At 63.1% G+C, this 19,793-nt stretch carries 20 protein-coding genes; 13 read left to right on the plus strand and 7 right to left on the minus strand.

Annotated elements, in window-relative coordinates; genetic code table 11:
• Positions 1 to 15 precede the first annotated feature (15 nt).
• The 6 genes from infB (at position 16) to ACK41V_RS06855 (ending at position 8,203) form a co-directional block, all read left to right on the plus strand.
• Positions 16 to 2,880, plus strand: coding sequence for a translation initiation factor IF-2 (infB, locus tag ACK41V_RS06830; RefSeq protein WP_409779662.1), 2,865 nt, complete (start codon positions 16 to 18; stop codon positions 2,878 to 2,880).
• Positions 2,881 to 2,898: 18 nt separating this feature from the next.
• Complete coding sequence (rbfA, locus tag ACK41V_RS06835; protein WP_409779665.1) at positions 2,899 to 3,270, plus strand: 30S ribosome-binding factor RbfA; 372 nt, start codon at positions 2,899 to 2,901, stop codon at positions 3,268 to 3,270.
• A gap of 3 nt (positions 3,271 to 3,273) precedes the next feature.
• Complete coding sequence (gene truB / locus ACK41V_RS06840; protein WP_409779667.1) at positions 3,274 to 4,266, plus strand: tRNA pseudouridine(55) synthase TruB; 993 nt, start codon at positions 3,274 to 3,276, stop codon at positions 4,264 to 4,266.
• Positions 4,263 to 6,086, plus strand: coding sequence for a translational GTPase TypA (gene typA / locus ACK41V_RS06845; protein WP_409779670.1), 1,824 nt, complete (start codon positions 4,263 to 4,265; stop codon positions 6,084 to 6,086). The genes truB and typA overlap by 4 nt, the downstream gene beginning before the upstream one ends.
• A gap of 150 nt (positions 6,087 to 6,236) precedes the next feature.
• Positions 6,237 to 7,112 (plus strand): DMT family transporter, encoded by an 876-nt coding sequence (locus tag ACK41V_RS06850; RefSeq protein WP_409779673.1) that lies wholly within the window; start codon positions 6,237 to 6,239, stop codon positions 7,110 to 7,112.
• A complete protein-coding gene (locus ACK41V_RS06855; protein ID WP_409779675.1) occupies positions 7,109 to 8,203 on the plus strand; it encodes an enoyl-CoA hydratase/isomerase family protein in 1,095 nt (364 codons plus the stop codon). Before ACK41V_RS06850 ends, ACK41V_RS06855 begins: the two co-directional genes overlap by 4 nt.
• A 109-nt stretch (positions 8,204 to 8,312) precedes the next feature.
• Here the strand turns inward: ACK41V_RS06855 and smpB are convergent, their stop codons facing one another.
• A complete protein-coding gene (smpB, locus tag ACK41V_RS06860) occupies positions 8,313 to 8,786 on the minus strand; it encodes an SsrA-binding protein SmpB (protein ID WP_409779678.1) in 474 nt (157 codons plus the stop codon).
• 281 nt (positions 8,787 to 9,067) lie between these two features.
• On the opposite strand from smpB, the gene ACK41V_RS06865 reads away from it, so the two are divergent.
• On the plus strand, positions 9,068 to 9,508 hold the full coding sequence (locus tag ACK41V_RS06865; RefSeq protein WP_409779681.1) for a type II toxin-antitoxin system RatA family toxin: 441 nt from the start codon (positions 9,068 to 9,070) through the stop codon (positions 9,506 to 9,508).
• Entirely contained in the window at positions 9,501 to 9,890 is a 390-nt protein-coding gene (locus ACK41V_RS06870) for an RnfH family protein (RefSeq protein ID WP_409779684.1), read from the plus strand. Before ACK41V_RS06865 ends, ACK41V_RS06870 begins: the two co-directional genes overlap by 8 nt.
• Positions 9,891 to 9,926: 36 nt before the next feature.
• Here the strand turns inward: ACK41V_RS06870 and ACK41V_RS06875 are convergent, their stop codons facing one another.
• On the minus strand, positions 9,927 to 10,484 hold the full coding sequence (locus ACK41V_RS06875; RefSeq protein WP_409779687.1) for a DUF4124 domain-containing protein: 558 nt from the start codon (positions 10,482 to 10,484) through the stop codon (positions 9,927 to 9,929).
• A 108-nt stretch (positions 10,485 to 10,592) separates the two neighbouring features.
• On the opposite strand from ACK41V_RS06875, the gene guaB reads away from it, so the two are divergent.
• The 5 genes from guaB to ACK41V_RS06900 all read left to right on the plus strand — a co-directional run bounded on the left by guaB (position 10,593) and on the right by ACK41V_RS06900 (position 16,076).
• A complete protein-coding gene (gene guaB / locus ACK41V_RS06880) occupies positions 10,593 to 12,068 on the plus strand; it encodes an IMP dehydrogenase (protein WP_409779690.1) in 1,476 nt (491 codons plus the stop codon).
• A 110-nt stretch (positions 12,069 to 12,178) separates the two neighbouring features.
• Positions 12,179 to 12,451, plus strand: a complete 273-nt coding sequence (locus ACK41V_RS06885) for a type II toxin-antitoxin system Phd/YefM family antitoxin (protein WP_409779693.1) — start codon at positions 12,179 to 12,181, stop codon at positions 12,449 to 12,451.
• Complete coding sequence (locus ACK41V_RS06890) at positions 12,448 to 12,882, plus strand: type II toxin-antitoxin system VapC family toxin (RefSeq protein WP_179680916.1); 435 nt, start codon at positions 12,448 to 12,450, stop codon at positions 12,880 to 12,882. The genes ACK41V_RS06885 and ACK41V_RS06890 overlap by 4 nt, the downstream gene beginning before the upstream one ends.
• A 24-nt stretch (positions 12,883 to 12,906) precedes the next feature.
• A complete protein-coding gene (gene guaA, locus ACK41V_RS06895) occupies positions 12,907 to 14,526 on the plus strand; it encodes a glutamine-hydrolyzing GMP synthase (protein WP_409779697.1) in 1,620 nt (539 codons plus the stop codon).
• Between the two features lie 293 nt (positions 14,527 to 14,819).
• On the plus strand, positions 14,820 to 16,076 hold the full coding sequence (locus ACK41V_RS06900) for a tyrosine-type recombinase/integrase (protein WP_409779699.1): 1,257 nt from the start codon (positions 14,820 to 14,822) through the stop codon (positions 16,074 to 16,076).
• On the opposite strand, the gene ACK41V_RS06905 is transcribed toward ACK41V_RS06900, so the two are convergent.
• From ACK41V_RS06905 to trbF, 5 genes are all read right to left on the minus strand, one after another.
• Positions 16,054 to 16,425: a helix-turn-helix transcriptional regulator gene (locus ACK41V_RS06905; protein ID WP_409779702.1), complete on the minus strand. Its 372-nt coding sequence runs from the start codon at positions 16,423 to 16,425 to the stop codon at positions 16,054 to 16,056. The two genes, ACK41V_RS06900 and ACK41V_RS06905, sit on opposite strands and share 23 nt — an antisense overlap.
• Before the next feature lie 95 nt (positions 16,426 to 16,520).
• Positions 16,521 to 16,784, minus strand: coding sequence for a DUF2274 domain-containing protein (locus ACK41V_RS06910; RefSeq protein WP_409779705.1), 264 nt, complete (start codon positions 16,782 to 16,784; stop codon positions 16,521 to 16,523).
• A complete protein-coding gene (locus ACK41V_RS06915) occupies positions 16,781 to 18,067 on the minus strand; it encodes a TrbI/VirB10 family protein (protein ID WP_409779708.1) in 1,287 nt (428 codons plus the stop codon). The genes ACK41V_RS06910 and ACK41V_RS06915 overlap by 4 nt, the downstream gene beginning before the upstream one ends.
• A gap of 2 nt (positions 18,068 to 18,069) precedes the next feature.
• Positions 18,070 to 19,080: a P-type conjugative transfer protein TrbG gene (gene trbG / locus ACK41V_RS06920; protein WP_409779710.1), complete on the minus strand. Its 1,011-nt coding sequence runs from the start codon at positions 19,078 to 19,080 to the stop codon at positions 18,070 to 18,072.
• The gene (gene trbF, locus ACK41V_RS06925; protein WP_409779713.1) at positions 19,077 to 19,790 is read right to left on the minus strand and encodes a conjugal transfer protein TrbF; all 714 of its coding nucleotides are present in this window, start codon (positions 19,788 to 19,790) and stop codon (positions 19,077 to 19,079) included. Before trbF ends, trbG begins: the two co-directional genes overlap by 4 nt.
• Between the last annotated feature and the right edge of the window lie 3 nt (positions 19,791 to 19,793).

Raw genomic sequence — 19,793 nt, forward strand, 5'->3', positions numbered from 1 at the left:
AGGCACGAACCATATATGTCCAGTAATACTGTCGCCGAGTTTGCAACCGAACTCAAAAAATCGCCTGAAACCCTGCTCGACCAGCTCAAAGCTGCCGGTGTGGGCAAGGCTGCTCCATCGGACGCGCTGACCGAGTCAGACAAGCAAAAACTGCTTGCCTACCTGCAAGCCAGCCATGGCACGGCATCTGCCGACCGCAAGAAGATTACGTTGGTGAAAAAATCCACCAGCGAAATCAAGCAGGCCGACGCCACGGGCAAAGCCCGCACCATCCAGGTGGAAGTGCGCAAGAAGCGCACGTTCATCCAGCGTGATGAGGGCACCGAAAGCGTTCCGGAATCCGATGTGTCGGTGGAAGAGGAAACCGCTGTTTCCAGCGAAGACCTCGAACTGGCTCGGCGCGAAGAAGAAGCGCGCCGCCAGGCTGAGCTGATTCGCCGCCAGGAAACGGAGCTGGCTGAAAAGCGTGCCGAGCGGGAAGCCCGCGAAAAGCGTGAACGCGAAGCCGAAGAGCGCGCTGTTGCCTACGCAGCCCAAGAGGTCGAAAAGAAGGCCCAGGCCTCTGCCGTCAAGCAGGAAGCGACCCGTGAGCAGGCTGCAGAGTCTGCCGCACGCACCGCTGCGCAGACCGAGGCCCGGGAAAAGGCTGCGGCCGAATCCCAAGCCCGTTCCGACGAAGAAACCGCTCGCGCTGCAGATCTGGACGCCCGTCGCCGCAAGGCCGAGGCTGAAGCAGCGGCAATCCGCTCCATGATGGCCACGCCCAAGAAGGCGGTCATGATTGCGAAGAAGCCGGAAGAACCCAAGCCCGTGGCAAAGCCCGCGCTGACTGGCGATGCCAAAAAAGGCACGTTGCACAAGCCTGCCGTGGGTTCTGCTGTGCCGCGCAGCGGCGCCACCACGGCTGCGCCTGCCGCGCCGGGTGCTGGCAAGGAAGTCAAGTCTGCCAAGCTGTCCTCCAGCTGGGCGGGAGACCCTGCCAAGAAGAAAGAAATCAAGACCCGCGGCGACAGCAGCGGCGGTGTCGGTCGCAACAACTGGCGTGGTGGCCCGCGTGGCCGCCGTGGTGACAACCGCGATCACCGCGATGATCACCACCAGCAATCCGCTCCAGTCGAGGCGCGCATCATTGAAGTGCACGTGCCTGAAACCATCACCGTGGCCGAGCTGGCCCACAAGATGTCCATCAAGGCGTCTGAAGTGATCAAGGCGCTGATGAAGATGGGCCAGATGGTCACCATCAACCAGCCCCTGGACCAGGACACCGCGATGATCATCGTGGAAGAGCTGGGTCACAAGGCGGTGGTGGCTGCACTGGACGATCCAGAAGCCTTCACGGACGACGACACCAAGCAACAAGATGTCGAATTGTTGCCCCGCGCACCTGTGGTCACCGTCATGGGCCACGTGGACCATGGCAAGACCTCGCTGCTGGATTACATCCGCCGTGCCAAGGTGGCTGCGGGCGAAGCCGGTGGCATTACCCAGCACATTGGTGCCTACCACGTGGAAACTCCACGCGGCATGGTGTCGTTCCTTGACACCCCGGGTCACGAGGCCTTCACGGCCATGCGTGCCCGTGGTGCACAGGCGACCGACATCGTGATTCTGGTGGTGGCCGCCGACGACGGTGTGATGCCCCAGACCAAGGAAGCCATCAAGCACGCCAAGGCGGCTGGTGTTCCTATCGTGGTGGCGATCACCAAGTCGGACAAGCCCGATGCCAACTTCGAACGCGTCAAGCAAGAGCTGGTGGTTGAAGAAGTGGTGCCTGAAGAATACGGTGGCGATTCGCCTTTTGTGCCTGTGTCTTCCAAGACCGGCATGGGCATCGATACGCTGCTGGAACAAGTGCTGTTGCAGGCAGAAGTGCTCGAACTCAAGGCCCCAGTGGATTCACTGGCCAAGGGTCTTGTGATCGAAGCCCAGCTCGACAAGGGCCGCGGCCCTGTGGCGACCGTACTCGTGCAGTCGGGCACCCTCAAGGTGGGCGACATTGTGCTGGCAGGTCAGACCTATGGCCGCGTGCGCGCCATGCTGGACGAAAACGGCAAGACGGCCAAAACAGCGGGCCCATCGATTCCGGTCGAGATCCAGGGTCTGACGGAAGTGCCGCAGGCGGGCGATGAGTTCATGGTCATGACCGATGAGCGTCGTGCCCGCGAAATCTCCACATACCGCGCTGGCAAATTCCGCAACACTAAGCTGGCCCGCCAGCAAGCTGCGAAGCTCGAAAACATGTTTGCCGACATGACGGCGGGCGAAGTGAAGATGCTGCCCATCATCGTCAAGGCCGACGTGCAGGGTTCGCAAGAAGCGCTGGCCCAGTCGCTGCTCAAGCTGTCGACGGACGAAGTCAAGGTTCAACTGGTGTACGCCGCGGTCGGCGCGATCAGCGAGTCCGACATCAACCTCGCCATCGCCTCCAAGGCCATCGTGATCGGTTTCAATGTGCGCGCCGATGCCGGTGCCCGCAAGCTGGCTGAGAACAACGGCGTTGACATGCATTACTACAGCATCATTTACGACGCTGTGGACGAATTGCGTGTGGCGATGTCCGGCATGCTGGCCCCAGAACAGCGCGAAGAGATCATCGGTACGGCCGAGATCCGCACGGTGTTCGTGGCCACCAAGATCGGTACGATTGCCGGTTCGTACATCACCTCGGGCATGGTCCATCGCAACGCACGCTTCCGCCTGCTGCGCGAAAACGTGGTGGTCTACACGGGCGAAGTCGATTCGATCAAGCGCCTGAAAGACGATGTCCGCGATGTCAAGGAAGGTTTTGAGTGCGGTATCAAGCTCAAGAACTACAACGACATCAAGGAAGGCGATCAACTCGAATTCTTTGACATCAAGGAAATCGCGCGGACGCTGTAAGGCATCGACGAAGACGACATGGCTGCAAAGAAGTCCTCTACCCCCAACCGCGCCTTCAAGGTGGCCGATCAGATCCAGCGCGATCTGACGGAACTGATCGCGCGCGAGTTGAAAGACCCGCGCGTGGGCATGGTGACGCTGCAGGGTGTGGAGGTGACCCCCGACTACGCCCATGCCAAGGTGTTCTTCAGCGTGTTGACGGGCGACCCTGTGGAAACACAGGCCGCTCTCAACCAGGCTGCGGGGTTCTTGCGCAATGGCTTGTTCAAGCGCTTGCACATTCACACCGTGCCCACGCTGCATTTCCTGTTCGACCGCACCTCCGAGCGTGCGGCCGACATGAACGCCTTGATTGCCAAGGCGGTTTCTTCTCGCGCAAAAGAGGAATAGCCTATGCACGCGCCTCGCACCAGGGTGCAGCGGCGCCCTGTGCACGGGGTGTTGCTGCTCGACAAACCGCTCGGCCTTTCGAGCAATGACGCCTTGCAGAAGGCGAAATGGCTTTTGCGCGCCGAGAAAGCGGGCCACACAGGCACGCTCGATCCATTGGCCACGGGCGTGCTGCCCCTGTGTTTTGGCGCAGCGACCAAGTTCAGCCAGCTGCAGCTGGATGCACCCAAGATCTACGAAGCCGTTGCACTGCTGGGGGTGACCACCACCACCGGCGACGCCGAAGGCGATGTGCTCCAGCGATGCGACGTTGACCCCGCCCAGCTCACGGCTGAGCGCCTGGCCGCCGTGCAGCAGCAGTTCACAGGGCCCATCAGCCAGGTGCCGCCCATGCACAGTGCGCTCAAAAAGGACGGCAAGGCGCTGTATGAGTACGCCCGCGCTGGCGTGACGGTGGAGCGTGAGGCGCGCGATGTCGTCATTCATGCATTAGAACTGACGCTAGCGCTTACAGATCAAGCGCAACCAGCTATCAAAATGGTAGTAAGTTGCAGCAAAGGCACCTACATCCGCACCCTGGGTGAGGACATCGGTGCCGCATTGGGTTGTGGCGCACACCTGACCTTTTTGCGCCGCATCGACACGGGCGGTATCAGCGTGGACCGCTGCGTCACCCTGGCGCAGCTCGAAGCCATGCCCGAGGCTGAACGCCTTGCGTGCCTGGAGGCGCCTGAGTCGTTGCTGGCACAACACGTGCGTGTCACGCTGGACAGTGACAATGCAGCGCGGTTCCTGTCGGGCGTGCGCCGCCGCGGGCCTTGGCCTGACGCGAGCGCAGTCGCCGTCTTTGGCGACACCCCCCCGGCTTTGCTGGGGGTGGGTCACATCGTTGGCGGGGAGCTGGTGCCAGACAGGCTCCTGAGTCCGCTGGAAATTCAACAAATTTTGGAAGGCACGCCGCACCTACAAGCCAGCGGCACATTGGAAAAACTATGACTAAACAAATCCGCAACATCGCCATCATTGCCCACGTTGACCATGGCAAAACCACCATGGTCGACCAGCTGCTGCGCCAGTCCGGCACCTTCGCCGACCACGAAAAGGTCGTCGACACCGTCATGGACAACAACGCGATTGAAAAAGAGCGTGGCATCACCATCCTGGCCAAGAACTGTGCTGTGAGCTGGGAAGGCACCCACATCAACATCGTCGACACCCCCGGTCACGCGGACTTCGGTGGTGAAGTGGAGCGTGCGCTGTCCATGGTAGACAGCGTGGTGCTGCTGATCGATGCGCAAGAAGGCCCCATGCCCCAGACGCGTTTCGTGACCAAGAAGGCCCTGGCTCTGGGCCTGCGCCCCATCCTGGTGGTGAACAAGGTCGACAAGCCCGGTGCCAACCCCGACAAGGTGGTGAACGCTGCGTTCGACCTGTTTGACAAGCTGGGTGCGACCGACGAGCAACTCGACTTCCCCGTGGTGTACGCCTCGGGCATCAATGGCTGGTCGTCGCTGGTGGAAGGCGCTCCTGGCGAGCAGTGGGGCCCCGACATGTCGGCCCTGTTCAACACCATCCTGAGCCACGTTCCCCCGAACTCGGGTGACCCAGCCGCTCCACTGCAACTGCAGATCTCGGCGCTGGACTTCTCCACCTTCGTGGGCCGCATCGGCGTGGGCCGCATCAGCCAAGGCACGGTCAAGCCCGGCCAGGACGTGTTGGTCATGGAAGGCCCCGATGGCAAGAGCGTCAAGGGCCGCGTGAACCAGGTGCTGACGTTCCAGGGCCTCGACCGCATGCAAACGCCGCTGGCTGGCCCTGGCGACATCGTACTGATCAACGGCATCGAAGGCATCGGCATCGGCGTGACCGTGACCGACCCCGCCAACCCTGCTCCGCTGCCCATGCTTAAGGTGGACGAGCCCACGCTGACCATGAATTTCTGCGTGAACACCAGCCCCCTGGCCGGCCGCGAAGGCAAGTTCGTGACCAGCCGCCAGATCTGGGACCGCCTGCAAAAGGAACTGCAGCACAACGTGGCATTGCGTGTGTCCGAGACCGACGAAGAAGGTATCTTCGAAGTCATGGGTCGCGGCGAACTGCACTTGACCATCCTCTTGGAAAACATGCGCCGTGAAGGCTACGAGCTGGCTGTGTCCAAGCCTCGCGTCGTGTTCAAGACGGTGAATGGTGACAAGCACGAGCCCATCGAACTGGTGACGGTCGACATCGAAGAAGGCCACCAAGGCGGCGTGATGCAAGCCCTGGGCGAGCGCAAGGGCGAGCTGGTGAACATGGAGCCGGACGGCCGTGGCCGTGTGCGCCTGGAGTACCGCATCCCTGCCCGTGGTCTGATCGGTTTCACCAACGAATTCCTGAACCTGACGCGCGGTTCCGGCCTCATCGCCAACATCTTCGACTGCTACGAAGCGCACAAGGGTGACATTGGCGGCCGCAAGAACGGTGTGCTGATCTCCATGGACGACGGTGAAATCTTCACCTACGCCCTGGGCAAGCTCGACGACCGCGGCCGCATGTTCGTCAAGGCGAACGACCCGGTGTACGAAGGCATGATTGTGGGTATCCACAGCCGTGACAACGACCTGATCGTGAACGCCACGCGGACCAAGCAGCTGACCAACTTCCGCGTGAGCGGCAAGGAAGACGCGATCAAGATCACGCCTCCGATTGATGCCACGCTGGAATACGCAGTGGAATTCATTGAGGACGACGAACTGGTCGAAATCACGCCCAAGTCCATCCGGATCCGCAAGCGGTTCCTGACGGAAAACGAGCGCAAGCGCCAAGGCCGCTCCTGAGAGGGCGTGCCGGATGGAGCGGCTTCATAGCCGCTTGAATTTGGCAAAGCCAGAGCGTGCAAGAACCCATGGTTCTTGCCGCGCGACCCGAAGGGCCACTGCCATGCTGTGGCCCTTTTGCCATGTTGATCCCTTTGTTTGCAGGTTCCCATGTTGAAGCTCACGCACTCCCGCGCGGTCGTTTTGATGGTGGCGGTGACCCTGATGTGGTCCATCGCTGGCGTGGTCACGCGCCACCTGGAGCACGCGCGCAGCTTTGAGGTGACCTTCTGGCGCAGCTTCTTCACGCTGCTGGCGCTGCTGGTCATCCTGCCGGCCTTGCAGGGGCGTGCGGTGTTTGCGTCGATGCGCCACAGTGGGCGCGCGCTGTGGATCTCTGGCGTGTGCTGGAGCGTGATGTTCACGGCCTTCATGGTGGCGATCATGTTGATGCCCGTGGCCAATGTGCTGGTCACGATGGCCGTGGGGCCGTTGCTGACGGCATTGTTTGCACGTGTTTTTATCGGCCACCACATCGCACCGCGCACCTGGGCCGCCATTGCCGTGGCGGGTCTGGGCATCGCGTGGATGTATGGTTCGCAAATGGCGGGCCTGCCAGTGGCGGGGACGCTGGTGGCGCTGTGTGTGCCCGTGGCGGCCGCCATCAACTGGACGGTGGTGCAGCACTCGCAGCGCCACGGCCATGCGGTGGATCTGGTGCCCGCCGTGCTGGTGGGGGCGGTGATCTCGGTCATTGCCACGTTGCCGGTGGCGCTGCCGTTTGAAGCATCCCTTCACGACCTCGGATTGCTGGCGCTGCTGGGCGTGGTGCAATTGGCGATTCCGTGTGTGCTGGCGGTGCGCTGCGGGCGCGTGCTCAAGGCGCCCGAGATGGCGCTGCTGGGTCTGCTGGAGGTGATTTTCGGTATCTTGCTGGCGTGGGTGGGCGCTGGTGAGGAGCCTGGCGCGGCCGTAATGACAGGGGGCGTGCTGGTGATTGGCGCCCTGGTTTTCAATGAACTTTTAGGTTGGAAGGAACAAAAATGACGGAGACGGTAGTTTCGGATGTGTTGAGTGAAGTGCGTGGCCAGGTCGGCTTCATCACGTTGAACCGCCCGCGTGCGCTCAACGCGTTGTCGCTGGGCATGGTGCGCGATCTGATGGGCATCCTGTTGGCCTGGCAGAACGATGCACGCGTGCTGGCCGTGGCGATCCGCGGCAGCAACAAGGAAGGCCCATTCGGCGCTTTCTGCGCCGGTGGAGACATTCGTTTTCTGCACCAGGCGGGCAGCCAGGGCAATCCTCTGCTGGAAGACTTCTTCACCGAGGAGTACGCACTCAACCACCTCATCCACAACTACGGCAAACCGTACATCGCGTTCATGGATGGCATCGTGATGGGCGGCGGTATGGGCATCAGCCAAGGCGCCGCACTGCGTGTGGTGACCGAGCGCACAAAGATGGCCATGCCCGAAACGGCGATTGGCCTCTTCCCGGATGTGGGTGGCGGCTACTTTTTGAGTCGTTGCCCCGGCCGCGTGGGTGAATGGCTGGCGTTGACGGGTGACACGATTGGTGCAGGTGATGCCATCGAAAACCAACTGGCCGATGGTTGCCTGCCTGCCGATCAGCAAGCTGCCGTGTGGGATGCCTTGGGTGCGCAGAGCTTCGCCAGCGGTGCTGCCGTCAAAGACTTTGTTGCTTCTAAATTTGTAGCTGCTAGCGCTTTACAGTCAAGCGCTAGAGGCCAAATTGACCAATATTTTTCGCTCCCCACCGTGGGAGAGATCGTTGCCGCGCTGGAAGCGGCCGACACCGAATGGGCAGGTGCCACAGCAGCCACGTTGCGCAAGCGCTCCCCGCTGATGTTGCATGTGGTGCTGGAGCAAATCCGCCGCGCCCGCGCGATGGGTCTGGCCGACGACTTGCGCATGGAGCGCGACATGGTGCGGCACTGCTTCTTTTTGCGCCCAGGTCAAAGCGAGACCGTGGAGGGCATCCGCGCCCTGGCGGTGGACAAGGACCACGCTCCGAAGTGGAACCCGGCACGCATCGAAGACGTGGAGCCGGAGCTGGTGCAGGCGTTCTTCCAGAGCCCCTGGCCTGCGCATGCGCATCCGCTTGCAGTGCTCTCGTAAAGAGAGCGCTTAGCGCTTGATGAATAAGCGATTCAGGGCGAAAACTATCTGAAAAAGAGGAACTGCAAGCGCTAGCAGCTCCTCTTTTTATAGTTAACCGCGGGCCCGATCAGCGGCTGCGGCTTTTCATGGCGCGTTCCACCTCGCGCTTGCCTTCGCGGTCCTTGATCACGTCGCGCTTGTCGTGCTCGGCCTTGCCCTTGGCCAGGGCGATCTCGCACTTCACGTAGCCGTTCTTCCAGTGCAGGTTGAGCGGCACCAGCGTGTAACCCTTTTGCTCGACCTTGATGATCAAGTGCTTGATGTCATCCTTTTTGAGCAGCAGCTTTTTGGTGCGGATGGCATCAGGGTTGATATGGGTTGATGCGGTCTTGAGCGGGTTGATCTGGCAGCCCAGCAGAAACAACTCGCCCTCTCGGATGAGCACGTAGCCATCCGTCAGCTGCACCTTGCCTTCGCGCAGCGCCTTGACTTCCCAGCCGTACAGGACCATGCCTGCCTCGTGGCGTTCCTCGAAGAAATAGTTGTAGGCCGCTTTCTTGTTGTCTGCAATGCGGGAGGTCGGGTCGGGTTTTTTGGCCATGAGGGTTTAGATGCGGCGCAAACCGGGAGATAAAAGGCCTCCCTACAATGGTTGTCGTCCGGGAGGCGGTCGGATGTGGCGCGTTGATCGGCGAAAATTGGGCCCAGTCAGGGCCGTTGCTTCCAGATCGGCAGCCCCACAGCCCTGCAACAGGGGGAGAAGACGGTAAAAAATGGACCCCTGCGGCCCATTTGCCGCTGCCGATCTTCAGTCTCACCGCTACTTGCACCTGCGATTCTAATTTCCTCCGGCGTGCGCGCCTTCGCGCATGCACCGTCTGCATGAAAACTGTTCACAAGTCCGTCCTCATCTGGTACAGCCCCGAAGAAATGTTTGCCTTGGTCACCGGGGTAGAGCACTACCCGCAGTTTTTGCCATGGTGCGACCACGCAGCCGTGCTGGAGACCACTGAGGACGGCATGACCGCTGAAGTCGGTATCTCCTTCAGTGGCATCCGCCAGACGTTTGTCACGCGCAATACGCACGAAACGGGTCGTCGCGTGCAGATGCATTTGGTCAAAGGCCCGTTTTCTCGGCTGGATGGCGACTGGCACTTTCATCCCGTGGGAGACGGTACACAACGCGCCTGCAAGGTCGAGCTGCAACTGAACTACGGTTTTGACAGTGCCGCACTGGCGGCCCTGGTGGGCCCGGTGTTTGACCGCATCGCGGGCAGCATGGTGGATGCGTTTGTGAAGCGGGCAGAGCAAGTGTATGGCTGACGTTGCGGGCGTTGTCGGTTTGACGGGCGCGGCGGTCGGGCGGGGAGACAACGTCCAGGTGACGGTGGTGGTATGCCTTGGACCGCGGGACATACGGGAATGGACGCTGGTTCTGCCTGCAGGCGCCACGGTGGGCGACGCGCTGCGGGAAAGTGGTGCTGAAGCGGTGTGCAAACAGTCAGGGCTGGAACCCTACCGCCTGGGCATTTGGGGCCGCGCAAGCACTGCGGAAGTGTCGATCAAGCACCTGGACCGGGTGGAGGTCTATCGCGGCTTGAAAGTCGACCCTAAAGTGGCCCGACGCGAACGTTTTGCGAGCCAGGGCGCCCGCACCACCGGGCTTTTTGCCCGGCAGCGTCCGGGCGGCAAGTCCGGCTACTGACCAGCGCCTGTTGGCGCCTGCCATTGCCGGGCCGGGTCAGCGTGCGCAATCCGACGCGATGATGCCGTCGATGCGTTTGGTTTCGGCTGCACGCCCAGCTTCATCCAGAAAAATCCGCTCGCCCTGGGCGTTGGATTGGGTAATGGGCCTGCCGGTGTCGTATGTTGCCTTGGCCGAACGGGCTCGGGTGCAGTTTTCCGCCTTGGCTTTCGCTACTTTTTCTTCTTCGGCTTTTTTCTTGGCAGCTTCTGCGGCTTCGGCCTGGGCTTTTTTCTGCTCCAGTTCGTTGTCTTTGCCGCTGCCTGCCGCGCTGGCCGCGGGCTTGGCCGCAGTAGCGGGCGCGCTGGCCGCAGGCGTTGGTGCTGCCGCCGCGGCGCCTGGGGCGCCTTCAGCGGGCACTGCTACCGGGGGAGCTGCACGCGTGGGGCGGGTGCCGCCCGGCTGTTTCAAGATGTTTTTCTCGGAAATTTCTTGTGGCGGCGGGCGGTCGCTGAACACCTTGCGGCCATCTTTGTCGATCCACTGCCATTGCGCCGCAGCGCCCATGGCCCAGGTGCAGGCCACGGCCAGCAGGAGAAGCTTGTGCATTTTCATGCGGACAAGTTTATCCATGTGCCCACAGGCCCGCCAGTGCGGCGACGACGGTTGGGCGTGTTTTTGCCACACGCGACGCGGGTACAATCCGTTTTTTGGAGCTTTCTCATGCGCCTTCTTGGAAAAGCGCTCACCTTCGACGATGTGTTGTTGGTGCCAGCGTACTCCCAGGTCCTGCCCAAGGACACGTCCCTCGCGACGAAACTCTCCCGTAACATTCACTTGAATCTGCCGCTCGTGTCCGCTGCGATGGACACCGTGACAGAAGCGCGCCTGGCCATTGCCATCGCCCAGGAGGGCGGCATCGGCATCGTGCACAAGAACCTCACGGCGCAGGAGCAGGCCGCCCAGGTGGCCAAGGTCAAGCGCTACGAATCCGGCGTGCTGCGCGACCCCGTGGTCATCACCCCTGAGCACACCGTGCTGCAGGTGCTGCAGCTGTCCGAGCAACTGGGCATCTCCGGCTTCCCGGTGTGCGACGGCGGCAAGGTGGTGGGCATCGTCACCGGGCGCGACCTGCGCTTTGAAACGCGCTACGACGTCAAGGTCCACCAGATCATGACCCCGCGCGAGAAGCTGGTCACCGTCAACGAAAAGGAAGGCACCACGCCGGCCGAAGCCAAGGCGCTGCTCAACAAGTTCAAGCTCGAGCGCATCCTGGTCGTCAACGACGACTTCGAGCTCAAGGGCGTGATCACCGTCAAGGACATCACCAAGCAGACCAGCTTCCCCAACGCCGCGCGCGACAGCGCTGGCCGCCTGCGCGTAGGCGCGGCAGTGGGTGTGGGCGAGGGCACCGAAGAGCGTGTTGAAGCGCTGGTGCGTGCCGGTGTCGACGCCATCGTAGTAGACACCGCCCACGGCCACAGCCGCGGCGTGATCGAGCGCGTGCGCTGGGTCAAGCAGAACTACCCGCAGATCGACGTGATCGGCGGCAACATCGCCACCGGCGCAGCCGCCTTGGCATTGGTCGAGGCCGGTGCCGACGCGGTCAAGGTCGGTATCGGCCCTGGCTCCATCTGCACCACGCGCATCGTGGCCGGTGTGGGCGTGCCCCAGATCATGGCCATCGACAGCGTGGCCACCGCCCTCAAGGGCACCGGCGTGCCGCTGATCGCGGACGGCGGCGTGCGCTACAGCGGCGACATCGCCAAGGCGCTGGCCGCAGGCGCCAGCACCATCATGATGGGTGGCATGTTCGCAGGCACCGAAGAAGCGCCTGGCGAAGTCATCCTGTTCCAGGGCCGCAGCTACAAGAGCTACCGCGGCATGGGCAGCATCGGCGCCATGCAGCAGGGCAGTGCCGACCGCTACTTCCAAGAGTCGACCACCGGCAACCCCAACGCCGACAAGCTCGTGCCCGAAGGCATCGAAGGCCGCGTGCCCTACAAGGGCTCCATGGTCTCCATCGTCTTCCAGATGGCCGGTGGCGTGCGCGCCGCCATGGGCTACTGCGGTTGCGCCACCATCGACGACATGAACAACAAGGCCGAGTTCGTCGAGATCACCACCGCCGGTATCCGCGAAAGCCACGTGCACGATGTGCAGATCACCAAGGAAGCGCCGAACTACCGCGCTGAATGACCGTTGTGGATGCAATCTGGCCTGATTGAAAATATCTGGTCAGAATGATATAGTCTGGTCTGAATTCACCATTCAGGCCAGACTTTTTCTTTTTGGGGGTCCGCGCATCCATGCAGTCCGTCGGTATCTACGAAGCCAAGAGCAGGTTCTCCGCCCTGATCGAGCTGGTCGAGCAGGGTGAGGAAGTGCGCATCACCCGCCACGGCAAAGAGGTGGTGCGCCTGCTGCCCGTGCGCCGCCGCCCCGTCATCACCGACGAGCAGATCGCCCGCGAGCTGGGCCAGATGGATGCCCTGCACGCCAGCATCCGCCCTGCAGGCGAAGCCGCCACTACCGCCGCTACCGACACCCTGCGCCGCAAGGGCAGGGCCGCAGCAGCATGACCGCCTTCGTCCTCGACGCCTCCGTCACCGCCGCCTGGCTGCTGCCCGACGCGGCCAGCGAGCACACGCGCCGCCTGTACACCCTGATCCGCCGCGACGAAGTCGAGCCCCAGGCCCCCAACCTCTGGCAGTGGGAGTGCAGCAACCTCATCAGCAGCGGCGTGCACAGCGGCCGCATCCCGCCCGCATCGGTCGAAGGCCTGTGGGGCGTGCTCGAAGCTATCCGCCACCGCGTGGAGCTGCACGAACTGGCCCCCGCCCAGCACAAGGCCGTGCTCGACGTGGCGCTGGACACCGGCCTGCCCACCTTCGATGCCGCCTACCTCTGGCTGGCCCGCTCCCTGCGCCTGCCCCTGGCCACGTTCGATGCCGCCCAGGCAGCCGCCGCCAAGCGCAGCGGCGTACCGCTTCTCGATCTCTCCAGCCTTTAAAAACCCCAACCGCCACCCACCGCCATGCAACACCAGAAAATCCTCATCCTCGATTTCGGCTCGCAAGTCACCCAGCTCATCGCCCGCCGCGTGCGCGAAGCCAACGTGTACTGCGAAGTACACCCCTGCGACGTGACGGACGAGTGGGTGCGTGACTACGCCAAGGACGGCTCGCTCAAGGGCATCATCCTCTCCGGCAGCCACGCCAGCGTGTACGAGGACACCACCGACAAGGCACCCGAAGCCGTCTTCCAGCTCGGCCTGCCCGTGCTCGGCATCTGCTACGGCATGCAGACCATGGCGCACCAGTTGGGCGGCAAGGTCGAGGGCGGCCACAAGCGCGAGTTCGGCTTTGCGGCAGTGCGCGCCCGCGGCCACACTGCACTGCTCAAGGACATTGCCGACTTCACCACCCCCGAAGGCCACGGCATGCTCAACGTCTGGATGAGCCACGGCGACAAGGTCACCGAGCTGCCCCCGGGCTTCAAGCTCATGGCCAGCACCGACAGCTGCCCCATCGCCGGCATGGCCGACGAAGAGCGCCGCTTCTACGCCCTGCAGTTCCACCCCGAAGTCACGCACACCGTGCAGGGCAGGGCGCTGCTCGACCGCTTCGTGCTCGGCATCTGCGGCACCCGCCCCGACTGGGTCATGCGCGACCATATTGCCGAAGCCGTGGAACTCATCCGCCAGCAGGTGGGCAATGAGGAAGTGATCCTCGGCCTGTCGGGCGGCGTCGATTCGTCCGTGGCCGCAGCGCTGATCCACCGCGCCATCGGCGACCAACTCACCTGCGTGTTCGTCGACCACGGCCTGCTGCGCCTGAACGAAGGCGACATGGTCATGGACATGTTCGTCGGCAAGCTGCAGGCCAAGGTCATCCGCGTGGACGCCAGCGACCTGTTCCTGGGCAAGCTGGCCGGCGTGAGCGAACCCGAAGCCAAGCGCAAGATCATCGGCGGCCTGTTCGTCGACGTGTTCAAGGCAGAGGCCGCCAAGCTCAAGTCCGGCGACGGTGGCCACAAAGGCGCCACCTTCCTGGCCCAGGGCACCATCTACCCCGACGTGATTGAATCCGGCGGCGCCAAGAGCAAGAAGGCCGTCACCATCAAGAGCCACCACAACGTGGGTGGCCTGCCCGAGCAACTGGGCCTCAAGCTCCTGGAGCCCCTGCGCGATTTGTTCAAGGACGAAGTGCGCGAACTCGGCGTGGCCCTGGGCCTGCCGCCCGAAATGGTCTACCGCCACCCCTTCCCCGGCCCCGGCCTGGGCGTGCGCATTCTGGGCGAGGTGAAGAAAGAGTACGCCGACCTGCTGCGCCGCGCCGACGCGATCTTCATCGAAGAACTGCGCAACCACGTGGACGAATCCACCGGCAAGAACTGGTACGACCTCACCAGCCAGGCCTTCACCGTCTTCCTGCCGGTCAAGAGCGTGGGCGTGATGGGCGATGGCCGCACGTACGACTACGTGGTCGCCCTGCGCGCCGTGCAGACCAGCGACTTCATGACCGCCGACTGGGCCGAGCTGCCGTATGCCCTGCTCAAGAAGGTGTCAGGCCGCATCATCAACGAGGTACGGGGCATCAACCGCGTGACGTACGACGTGAGCAGCAAGCCGCCGGCGACGATTGAGTGGGAATGATTTTCCGCTCTTCGCGGTCAATCGACTACTATCGCTAAAGCGACGTAAGTTGTTGATTTATAAATGTTTTATCATCAACATCTATCGACAACGATTGGTGGCAAGCAACTCAAGTTGTCGGTTGATCTGTCGGTAGCCAAAGTTCGTTTCACTGGTCTAAAATTTGTACCGTCAGCCTGTTTCGACGCATGACGGTAAAAAATAAGGCGAAAAGCTAGGTTTCATGCGGGTTCCGGGCGTGTTTGCAGTTTGAGCGTGCTTGACGGTAAAGGCGCTCTCACCCAGGAGAACGCATGCTCACCGACACCGCGCTCAAGAACCTCAAGCCCAAGGCCGCGCTCTACAAGGTGACCGACCGGGACGGGATGTACGTCACTGTGTCGCCGGTCGGCACTGTCACCTTCCGCTACGACTACCGCATGAACGGCCGCCGTGAGACTCTGACGATCGGACGTTATGGAGCTGACGGCTTGTCGTTGGCCAGGGCCCGCGAGAGGTGCATAGACGCCCGGCGCGCGGTGTCTGACGGTAAATCTCCGGCGCAGGAGAAGCAGCGCGAAAAGCGCCGTCTGTCTGAGGCCAAGAACTTTCAGGAATTTACCGACAGGTGGGCAAAGGGCGCCAGGATGGCCGACAGCACGCGCTCGATGCGAAAAAGTATCCTCGACCGGGACATCCTGCCCGTGTTCAAGAACCGCCTCCTGACCGAAATCACTTCGGACGACCTGCGCGACCTTTGCAACAAGGTCAAGGGCAGGGGTGCACCGGCTACGGCCGTCCACGTGCGAGACATCGTCAAGCAAATCTATGGGTTTGCCATCCTGCACGGCGAGAAGGTGGCCAATCCAGCCGACGACGTGGGGCCGTCGTCGATCGCGACCTTCGTGCCGAAAGACCGCGCCTTGTCGCCCGTCGAAATCCGACTGATGCACCATCAACTGGAAACGGTGGCGTCGTACCCGACCATCCGCCTGGCCCTGCGGCTCATCCTGCTCACCCTGGTGCGCAAGGGTGAACTGATCCATGCCACCTGGAACGAGATCGACTTCGAGAACGCGCTCTGGACCATCCCCAAGGAGCGCATGAAAGGTTCCAAGGCGCACAACGTCTATCTGTCGCAGCAGGCGCTCGACATCATGGTCGCGCTGCGCACCTGCGCTGGCGGTTCCAGGTTCGTGCTGCCTTCGCGCTACGAGCCCGACAAGTGCATGTCCAATGCGACCCTCAACCGTGTGACGCAACTGGTGGCCGCGCGAGCGAAGGAGAAGGGCCTGCCATTGGATGGCTTCACCGTGCACGACCTGCGTCGTACCGGTTCGACCATCCTGAACGAACTGGGCTTCAACAGCGACTGGATTGAGAAGTGCCTGGCCCACGAGGACGGGCGCTCGTCGCGCGGCGTCTACAACAAGGCCGAGTACGCCGAGCAGCGCCGGCACATGCTGCAAGAGTGGGCGGACATGATCGACGCCTGGGTGGCAGGCAAATCCCACACGCCGACCTTGCTGCCTCCGTCGATGAAGGTCATCACGACGCAAGCATTGCTTTGACCGGACGGCGCTTGCGCTGCCGCACGTCGGGGGAGGGCGCACGCTTCATCTGTGCTGTGTCTGAGACCTGGCGGCGCGCCTCGATCCAGGCCTCGACCTCCGCGAGATCCCACACCACGCAGCGCGAGGTCAGGTTAAATCGGCGCGGAAACTCCCCTCGACGCTCCATGTCGTAGATCGTGGTGCCGGAGAGCGGCACCATCTTGTGCAGTTCCGTCCGCCGGATCGTGCGCCGAAAGGACAGGGCGCTTGAGCCCTCCAATTGGGCTCGCTGCTCGGGGCTCTGCAGGTCTTCGACGTGCCCGCGGTGAAGGGCCCTGACCGCGGCTGACTCTTCGCCTTTTCTCATGATCGACTCCCTCGATGCCACAGCGTCACGGAAGACCGGTCACGCTGAGGGCACTGCAAACGTTGATGCCCTCATCGTGCAGGAGCCGACATCTATCAAGAACCTGCTGCAGCGTGTCCGGGCGTAGCTTGGGGCGAGGACCGCTTGCGCGCAACTCTGCTGAAAGCGCGATCGCGCGCCATGAAAGCCTCCAGCATGTGCGGGACGAGGGAAGCCGCGTCAACCGGCTCGCCGTAGGTCTGCGCATGCTGAGCCGCATAGCGGTCGAGCATGGCCTTGAGGTAGGCAGGCATGGTGACGGTAAGCTTCACCGTCGTCGCCTTTGGCAATGGGCCAAGGCGGAGCTTGGCTGCGCTCACTGCGACGCTCCCCGCTGGAAGAACAGCGGCTGATACGGCCGCAGCACGAGGTCCTTGCTCACCATCACCCGCATCGGAAAGCCCGGCCGGATGGTCAGCGTCGGCTGGATGCTCATGTTGCGCTTCGTGATCTCCTGCCCGACTTGGTTCACTGTCTCTTGGGCGCTCTCGCGCCCGGCAACGACGATTCGGTTGCCATCGGTGCGGCTTTCCGGCGCTGCCAGCTCCGCGCCTATACCCAGCAGAGTAGACAGCGCAGCGCCGGCCAGGATGCGGTCCCAATGCCAATCGACGCCATCCTCGAGCCCGGCGTAGCCGGCAGGGTCGATGCCGGGCAGACGATCCAATGCTACGGACGACGTGTCCGGCAGGATCAGCCGCGTCCACACCAGCAGCACGCGACGCTGACCGAAGGCTACCTGGCTGTCATAACGGCCGATCAGGCGCGAGCCTTGCGGAATCAGCAGATGGCGGCCCGTGGCGGTGTCGTAGACCGCCTCGGACACGTTGGCGATGACTTGCCCGGGCAGGTCGGAGTTGATGCCGGTCACCAGTGCCGCAGGAATGATGGTGCCTGCCATCACCTGGTAGGGCGATGCCGGCAACTGCAAGCTCCCGGGATTGCGCGTGGATGTGTCGCCTGCCTTCGCGATGAACGCCTCCTTCTGATCCTGCCGGTTCTGTACAGCCGTCGGATCCGAGGGCTGCGCTGCGGTGGCAATGTTCCCCATCGGGTTGAACGGCTGATTGCCTGAAGCGAGCGCCGAAGGGTCAGCAGCGGCCTGTGCGGTGCCCGGCTTCGGCCCAGTGTTGCTGCCGCCGCTTCGAAAAAACACAGAAGACCGTGCAGCCTCTTCGGCCGCCAGACGCTCGGCCTGCGCCGGATCCACGCCACCGCCTGGCGGGCGCATCTCCATCGGCTGCTGCGCCTTGACGATGGCCGGCCCCAGGTCGCCGGGCAGTGGCTCGCCCAGTACGGGCGGCGCCTGCTTCAAGGTCGACGGAAGCCCGGCATAGTCCTTGGGCAACTTGTCCAAATTCTCGGCGCGCGAGACGCGATCGACGTTGAACAGTTCGGTGGCCGGATTGCGCTCGCGCTTGTTCGACTGCAGCGACCAGAGGGTGCCACCAAGTACGGCGGCGGCGAGGGTGCCGGCACCGACCGCCAGCATGCGGCGGTTCAGGCGCGTGACGGGACGCGGCGAAGCGCGCAAGGCCAAGGATTCGGGCGCGACCTTCTGGGCTGCGGCTCGCGCCGCATCGGGCATGTCGGACGTGCCCATGCTCAGTTCCTCCGTGCGGTGCCCGCACTGGCACCATCCGTGCGCTCAATGCGTACCACCTGCGCCTTGTCGCCGCCCAGCCGCAGCTCGGCCGCGCCGAATAGCCGGTCCACCACGTAGTACGGCGAGCGGAATCGGTAGTTCACAAGTTGCCCATCACCCTGCGGCCCAATCACGAACAGCGGCGGCAACTCGCCCTGCGCGATTCCGCTGGGGAACTGGATGTAGACGCGCTCACCGTCATCGAAGGCGCGCAGCGGCTTCCAGGGTGGGCTGTCACCGCTGACGGCATAGCGAAATCTGATCTGCTCCAGCGTCATGCCGGTTTCCACCGGCGCGCCGGACTGAGCCAGTTGCGCCTGCTTCTGCAGGGCGAGCATCCGGTCTTTCGGATAGTCCCAGGACACGGAAGCCATCCAGGCCTGCGGCGTCGACGAGAGTTCGAGCAGGTAGGTGCGACGGTTTGTCGTCACCACCAGGTTGGTCTTCAAACCGATGCGCGTGGGTTTCACCAAGATGTTCACGCGCAGCGTTGCACCTGCGCCGCTGGCCGTATCGCCAACGATCCAACGTACCGTATCGCCGGCCGAGACCGTCACCAGTTCCTCGCCCTGCTGCAGGGCGACAACAGTGACGCGTCCCGGGCTGGTGTAGACCTGATACAGCGCGCCATCCGCGTAGGGCCAGACCTGGATGGCATTGACGTAGCCTTCGCGCGTGGGCGCGATGCGGGCCTCCGCGTTGGCACGCGAAACGCGGAGCTTTTCGTCCACGGGTTCGGGCACCAGCTTCACGTCGGACTCGCTCGGCAGTGCTTTCAACTGCTCGGGCAACGGCAGAGGCTTGGGTACCTCAACTACTTCGATGGGCTTCGGCGGTTCCGGCAACTGCTGCGCGGCAACGGCAACCGGCTCGTTGAGTGAGATCGTCGGCGGGGGTTTGCCCTGCATGGCGCAGCCAGCGAGGACCAGCAGGATCAACGGCAGTATGGACTTACGGGGATGAGTATTCATGGCTTTGCTCCTTTCGTCGTTTCGGTCGCATCAAGTTCACGGCTCCAGGACAGCCCGTTGACGTAGATGCCCAGTGGGTTCTTGCGCAGCCGCTGCTCGGTGCGCGGCGGCTGCAGCACGACGGCCAGCACGGCCGTCCAGCGCTCCATGCCGGAGGGCGAGCCGTTCGCGAAGCTGCGCTCGATCCAGCGCACCTGGAAAGACGTGTCGCTGGCCCGCACAACGCTCGTCACCTCCACGGCCACCGAGCTTTGCCCGATGCGCGAGAACGGATCGTTCGCTCGCGCGTAGTCGTTCAAGGTGGCTGCTCCACGGTCCGTCGTGTACTCGTAGGCCTCGAGCCAGTTCTGCCGCACCACAATCGGGTCTATGGACAGCGAACGCACGTCGGTGACGAAGCGCGCAAGATGATGTGCGATCTGCGCGTCGTTGGGCTTGTAGGGCGTGGCCGCCTCGCCCACCGCACGCACTTGGCCAGCGTTGTCCACCTCGACGACGAAGGGCGTCACGATGGATTGAGCCGAGCGCCACAGGAGGCCGCCGGCCATCAGCAGCGCGAGCGACAAGCAACCGAAGGCGATCAGCCGCCAGTTCTTGGCCTGCACGCGCGCGCTGCCGATGCGCTGATCCCAGACCTGCGCGGCGGCCTGGTAGGGGGTGACGGGCTCGGGCGTTGCCGAGTACCGCACCTGGGGTCGTTTGAATCTCATCTG

The sequence above is a fragment of the Acidovorax sp. genome, assembly GCF_046291265.1.
GTDB lineage: Bacteria > Pseudomonadota > Gammaproteobacteria > Burkholderiales > Burkholderiaceae_C > Acidovorax.

Excerpts from the sequence above, each read along its gene's own strand:
- ACK41V_RS06865 (WP_409779681.1), top strand. The coding sequence starts at position 9,068 with ATGAAAACTGTTCACAAGTCCGTCCTCATCTGGTACAGCCCCGAAGAA.
- smpB (WP_409779678.1), bottom strand. The coding sequence starts at position 8,786 with ATGGCCAAAAAACCCGACCCGACCTCCCGCATTGCAGACAACAAGAAA.
- ACK41V_RS06850 (WP_409779673.1), top strand. The coding sequence starts at position 6,237 with ATGTTGAAGCTCACGCACTCCCGCGCGGTCGTTTTGATGGTGGCGGTG.
- ACK41V_RS06890 (WP_179680916.1), top strand. The coding sequence starts at position 12,448 with ATGACCGCCTTCGTCCTCGACGCCTCCGTCACCGCCGCCTGGCTGCTG.
- ACK41V_RS06855 (WP_409779675.1), top strand. The coding sequence starts at position 7,109 with ATGACGGAGACGGTAGTTTCGGATGTGTTGAGTGAAGTGCGTGGCCAG.
- typA (WP_409779670.1), top strand. The coding sequence starts at position 4,263 with ATGACTAAACAAATCCGCAACATCGCCATCATTGCCCACGTTGACCAT.
- ACK41V_RS06875 (WP_409779687.1), bottom strand. The coding sequence starts at position 10,484 with ATGAAAATGCACAAGCTTCTCCTGCTGGCCGTGGCCTGCACCTGGGCC.
- guaA (WP_409779697.1), top strand. The coding sequence starts at position 12,907 with ATGCAACACCAGAAAATCCTCATCCTCGATTTCGGCTCGCAAGTCACC.
- trbF (WP_409779713.1), bottom strand. The coding sequence starts at position 19,790 with ATGAGATTCAAACGACCCCAGGTGCGGTACTCGGCAACGCCCGAGCCC.
- ACK41V_RS06900 (WP_409779699.1), top strand. The coding sequence starts at position 14,820 with ATGCTCACCGACACCGCGCTCAAGAACCTCAAGCCCAAGGCCGCGCTC.
- guaB (WP_409779690.1), top strand. The coding sequence starts at position 10,593 with ATGCGCCTTCTTGGAAAAGCGCTCACCTTCGACGATGTGTTGTTGGTG.
- infB (WP_409779662.1), top strand. The coding sequence starts at position 16 with ATGTCCAGTAATACTGTCGCCGAGTTTGCAACCGAACTCAAAAAATCG.
- ACK41V_RS06885 (WP_409779693.1), top strand. The coding sequence starts at position 12,179 with ATGCAGTCCGTCGGTATCTACGAAGCCAAGAGCAGGTTCTCCGCCCTG.
- ACK41V_RS06915 (WP_409779708.1), bottom strand. The coding sequence starts at position 18,067 with ATGGGCACGTCCGACATGCCCGATGCGGCGCGAGCCGCAGCCCAGAAG.
- rbfA (WP_409779665.1), top strand. The coding sequence starts at position 2,899 with ATGGCTGCAAAGAAGTCCTCTACCCCCAACCGCGCCTTCAAGGTGGCC.
- trbG (WP_409779710.1), bottom strand. The coding sequence starts at position 19,080 with ATGAATACTCATCCCCGTAAGTCCATACTGCCGTTGATCCTGCTGGTC.
- truB (WP_409779667.1), top strand. The coding sequence starts at position 3,274 with ATGCACGCGCCTCGCACCAGGGTGCAGCGGCGCCCTGTGCACGGGGTG.
- ACK41V_RS06870 (WP_409779684.1), top strand. The coding sequence starts at position 9,501 with ATGGCTGACGTTGCGGGCGTTGTCGGTTTGACGGGCGCGGCGGTCGGG.
- ACK41V_RS06905 (WP_409779702.1), bottom strand. The coding sequence starts at position 16,425 with ATGAGAAAAGGCGAAGAGTCAGCCGCGGTCAGGGCCCTTCACCGCGGG.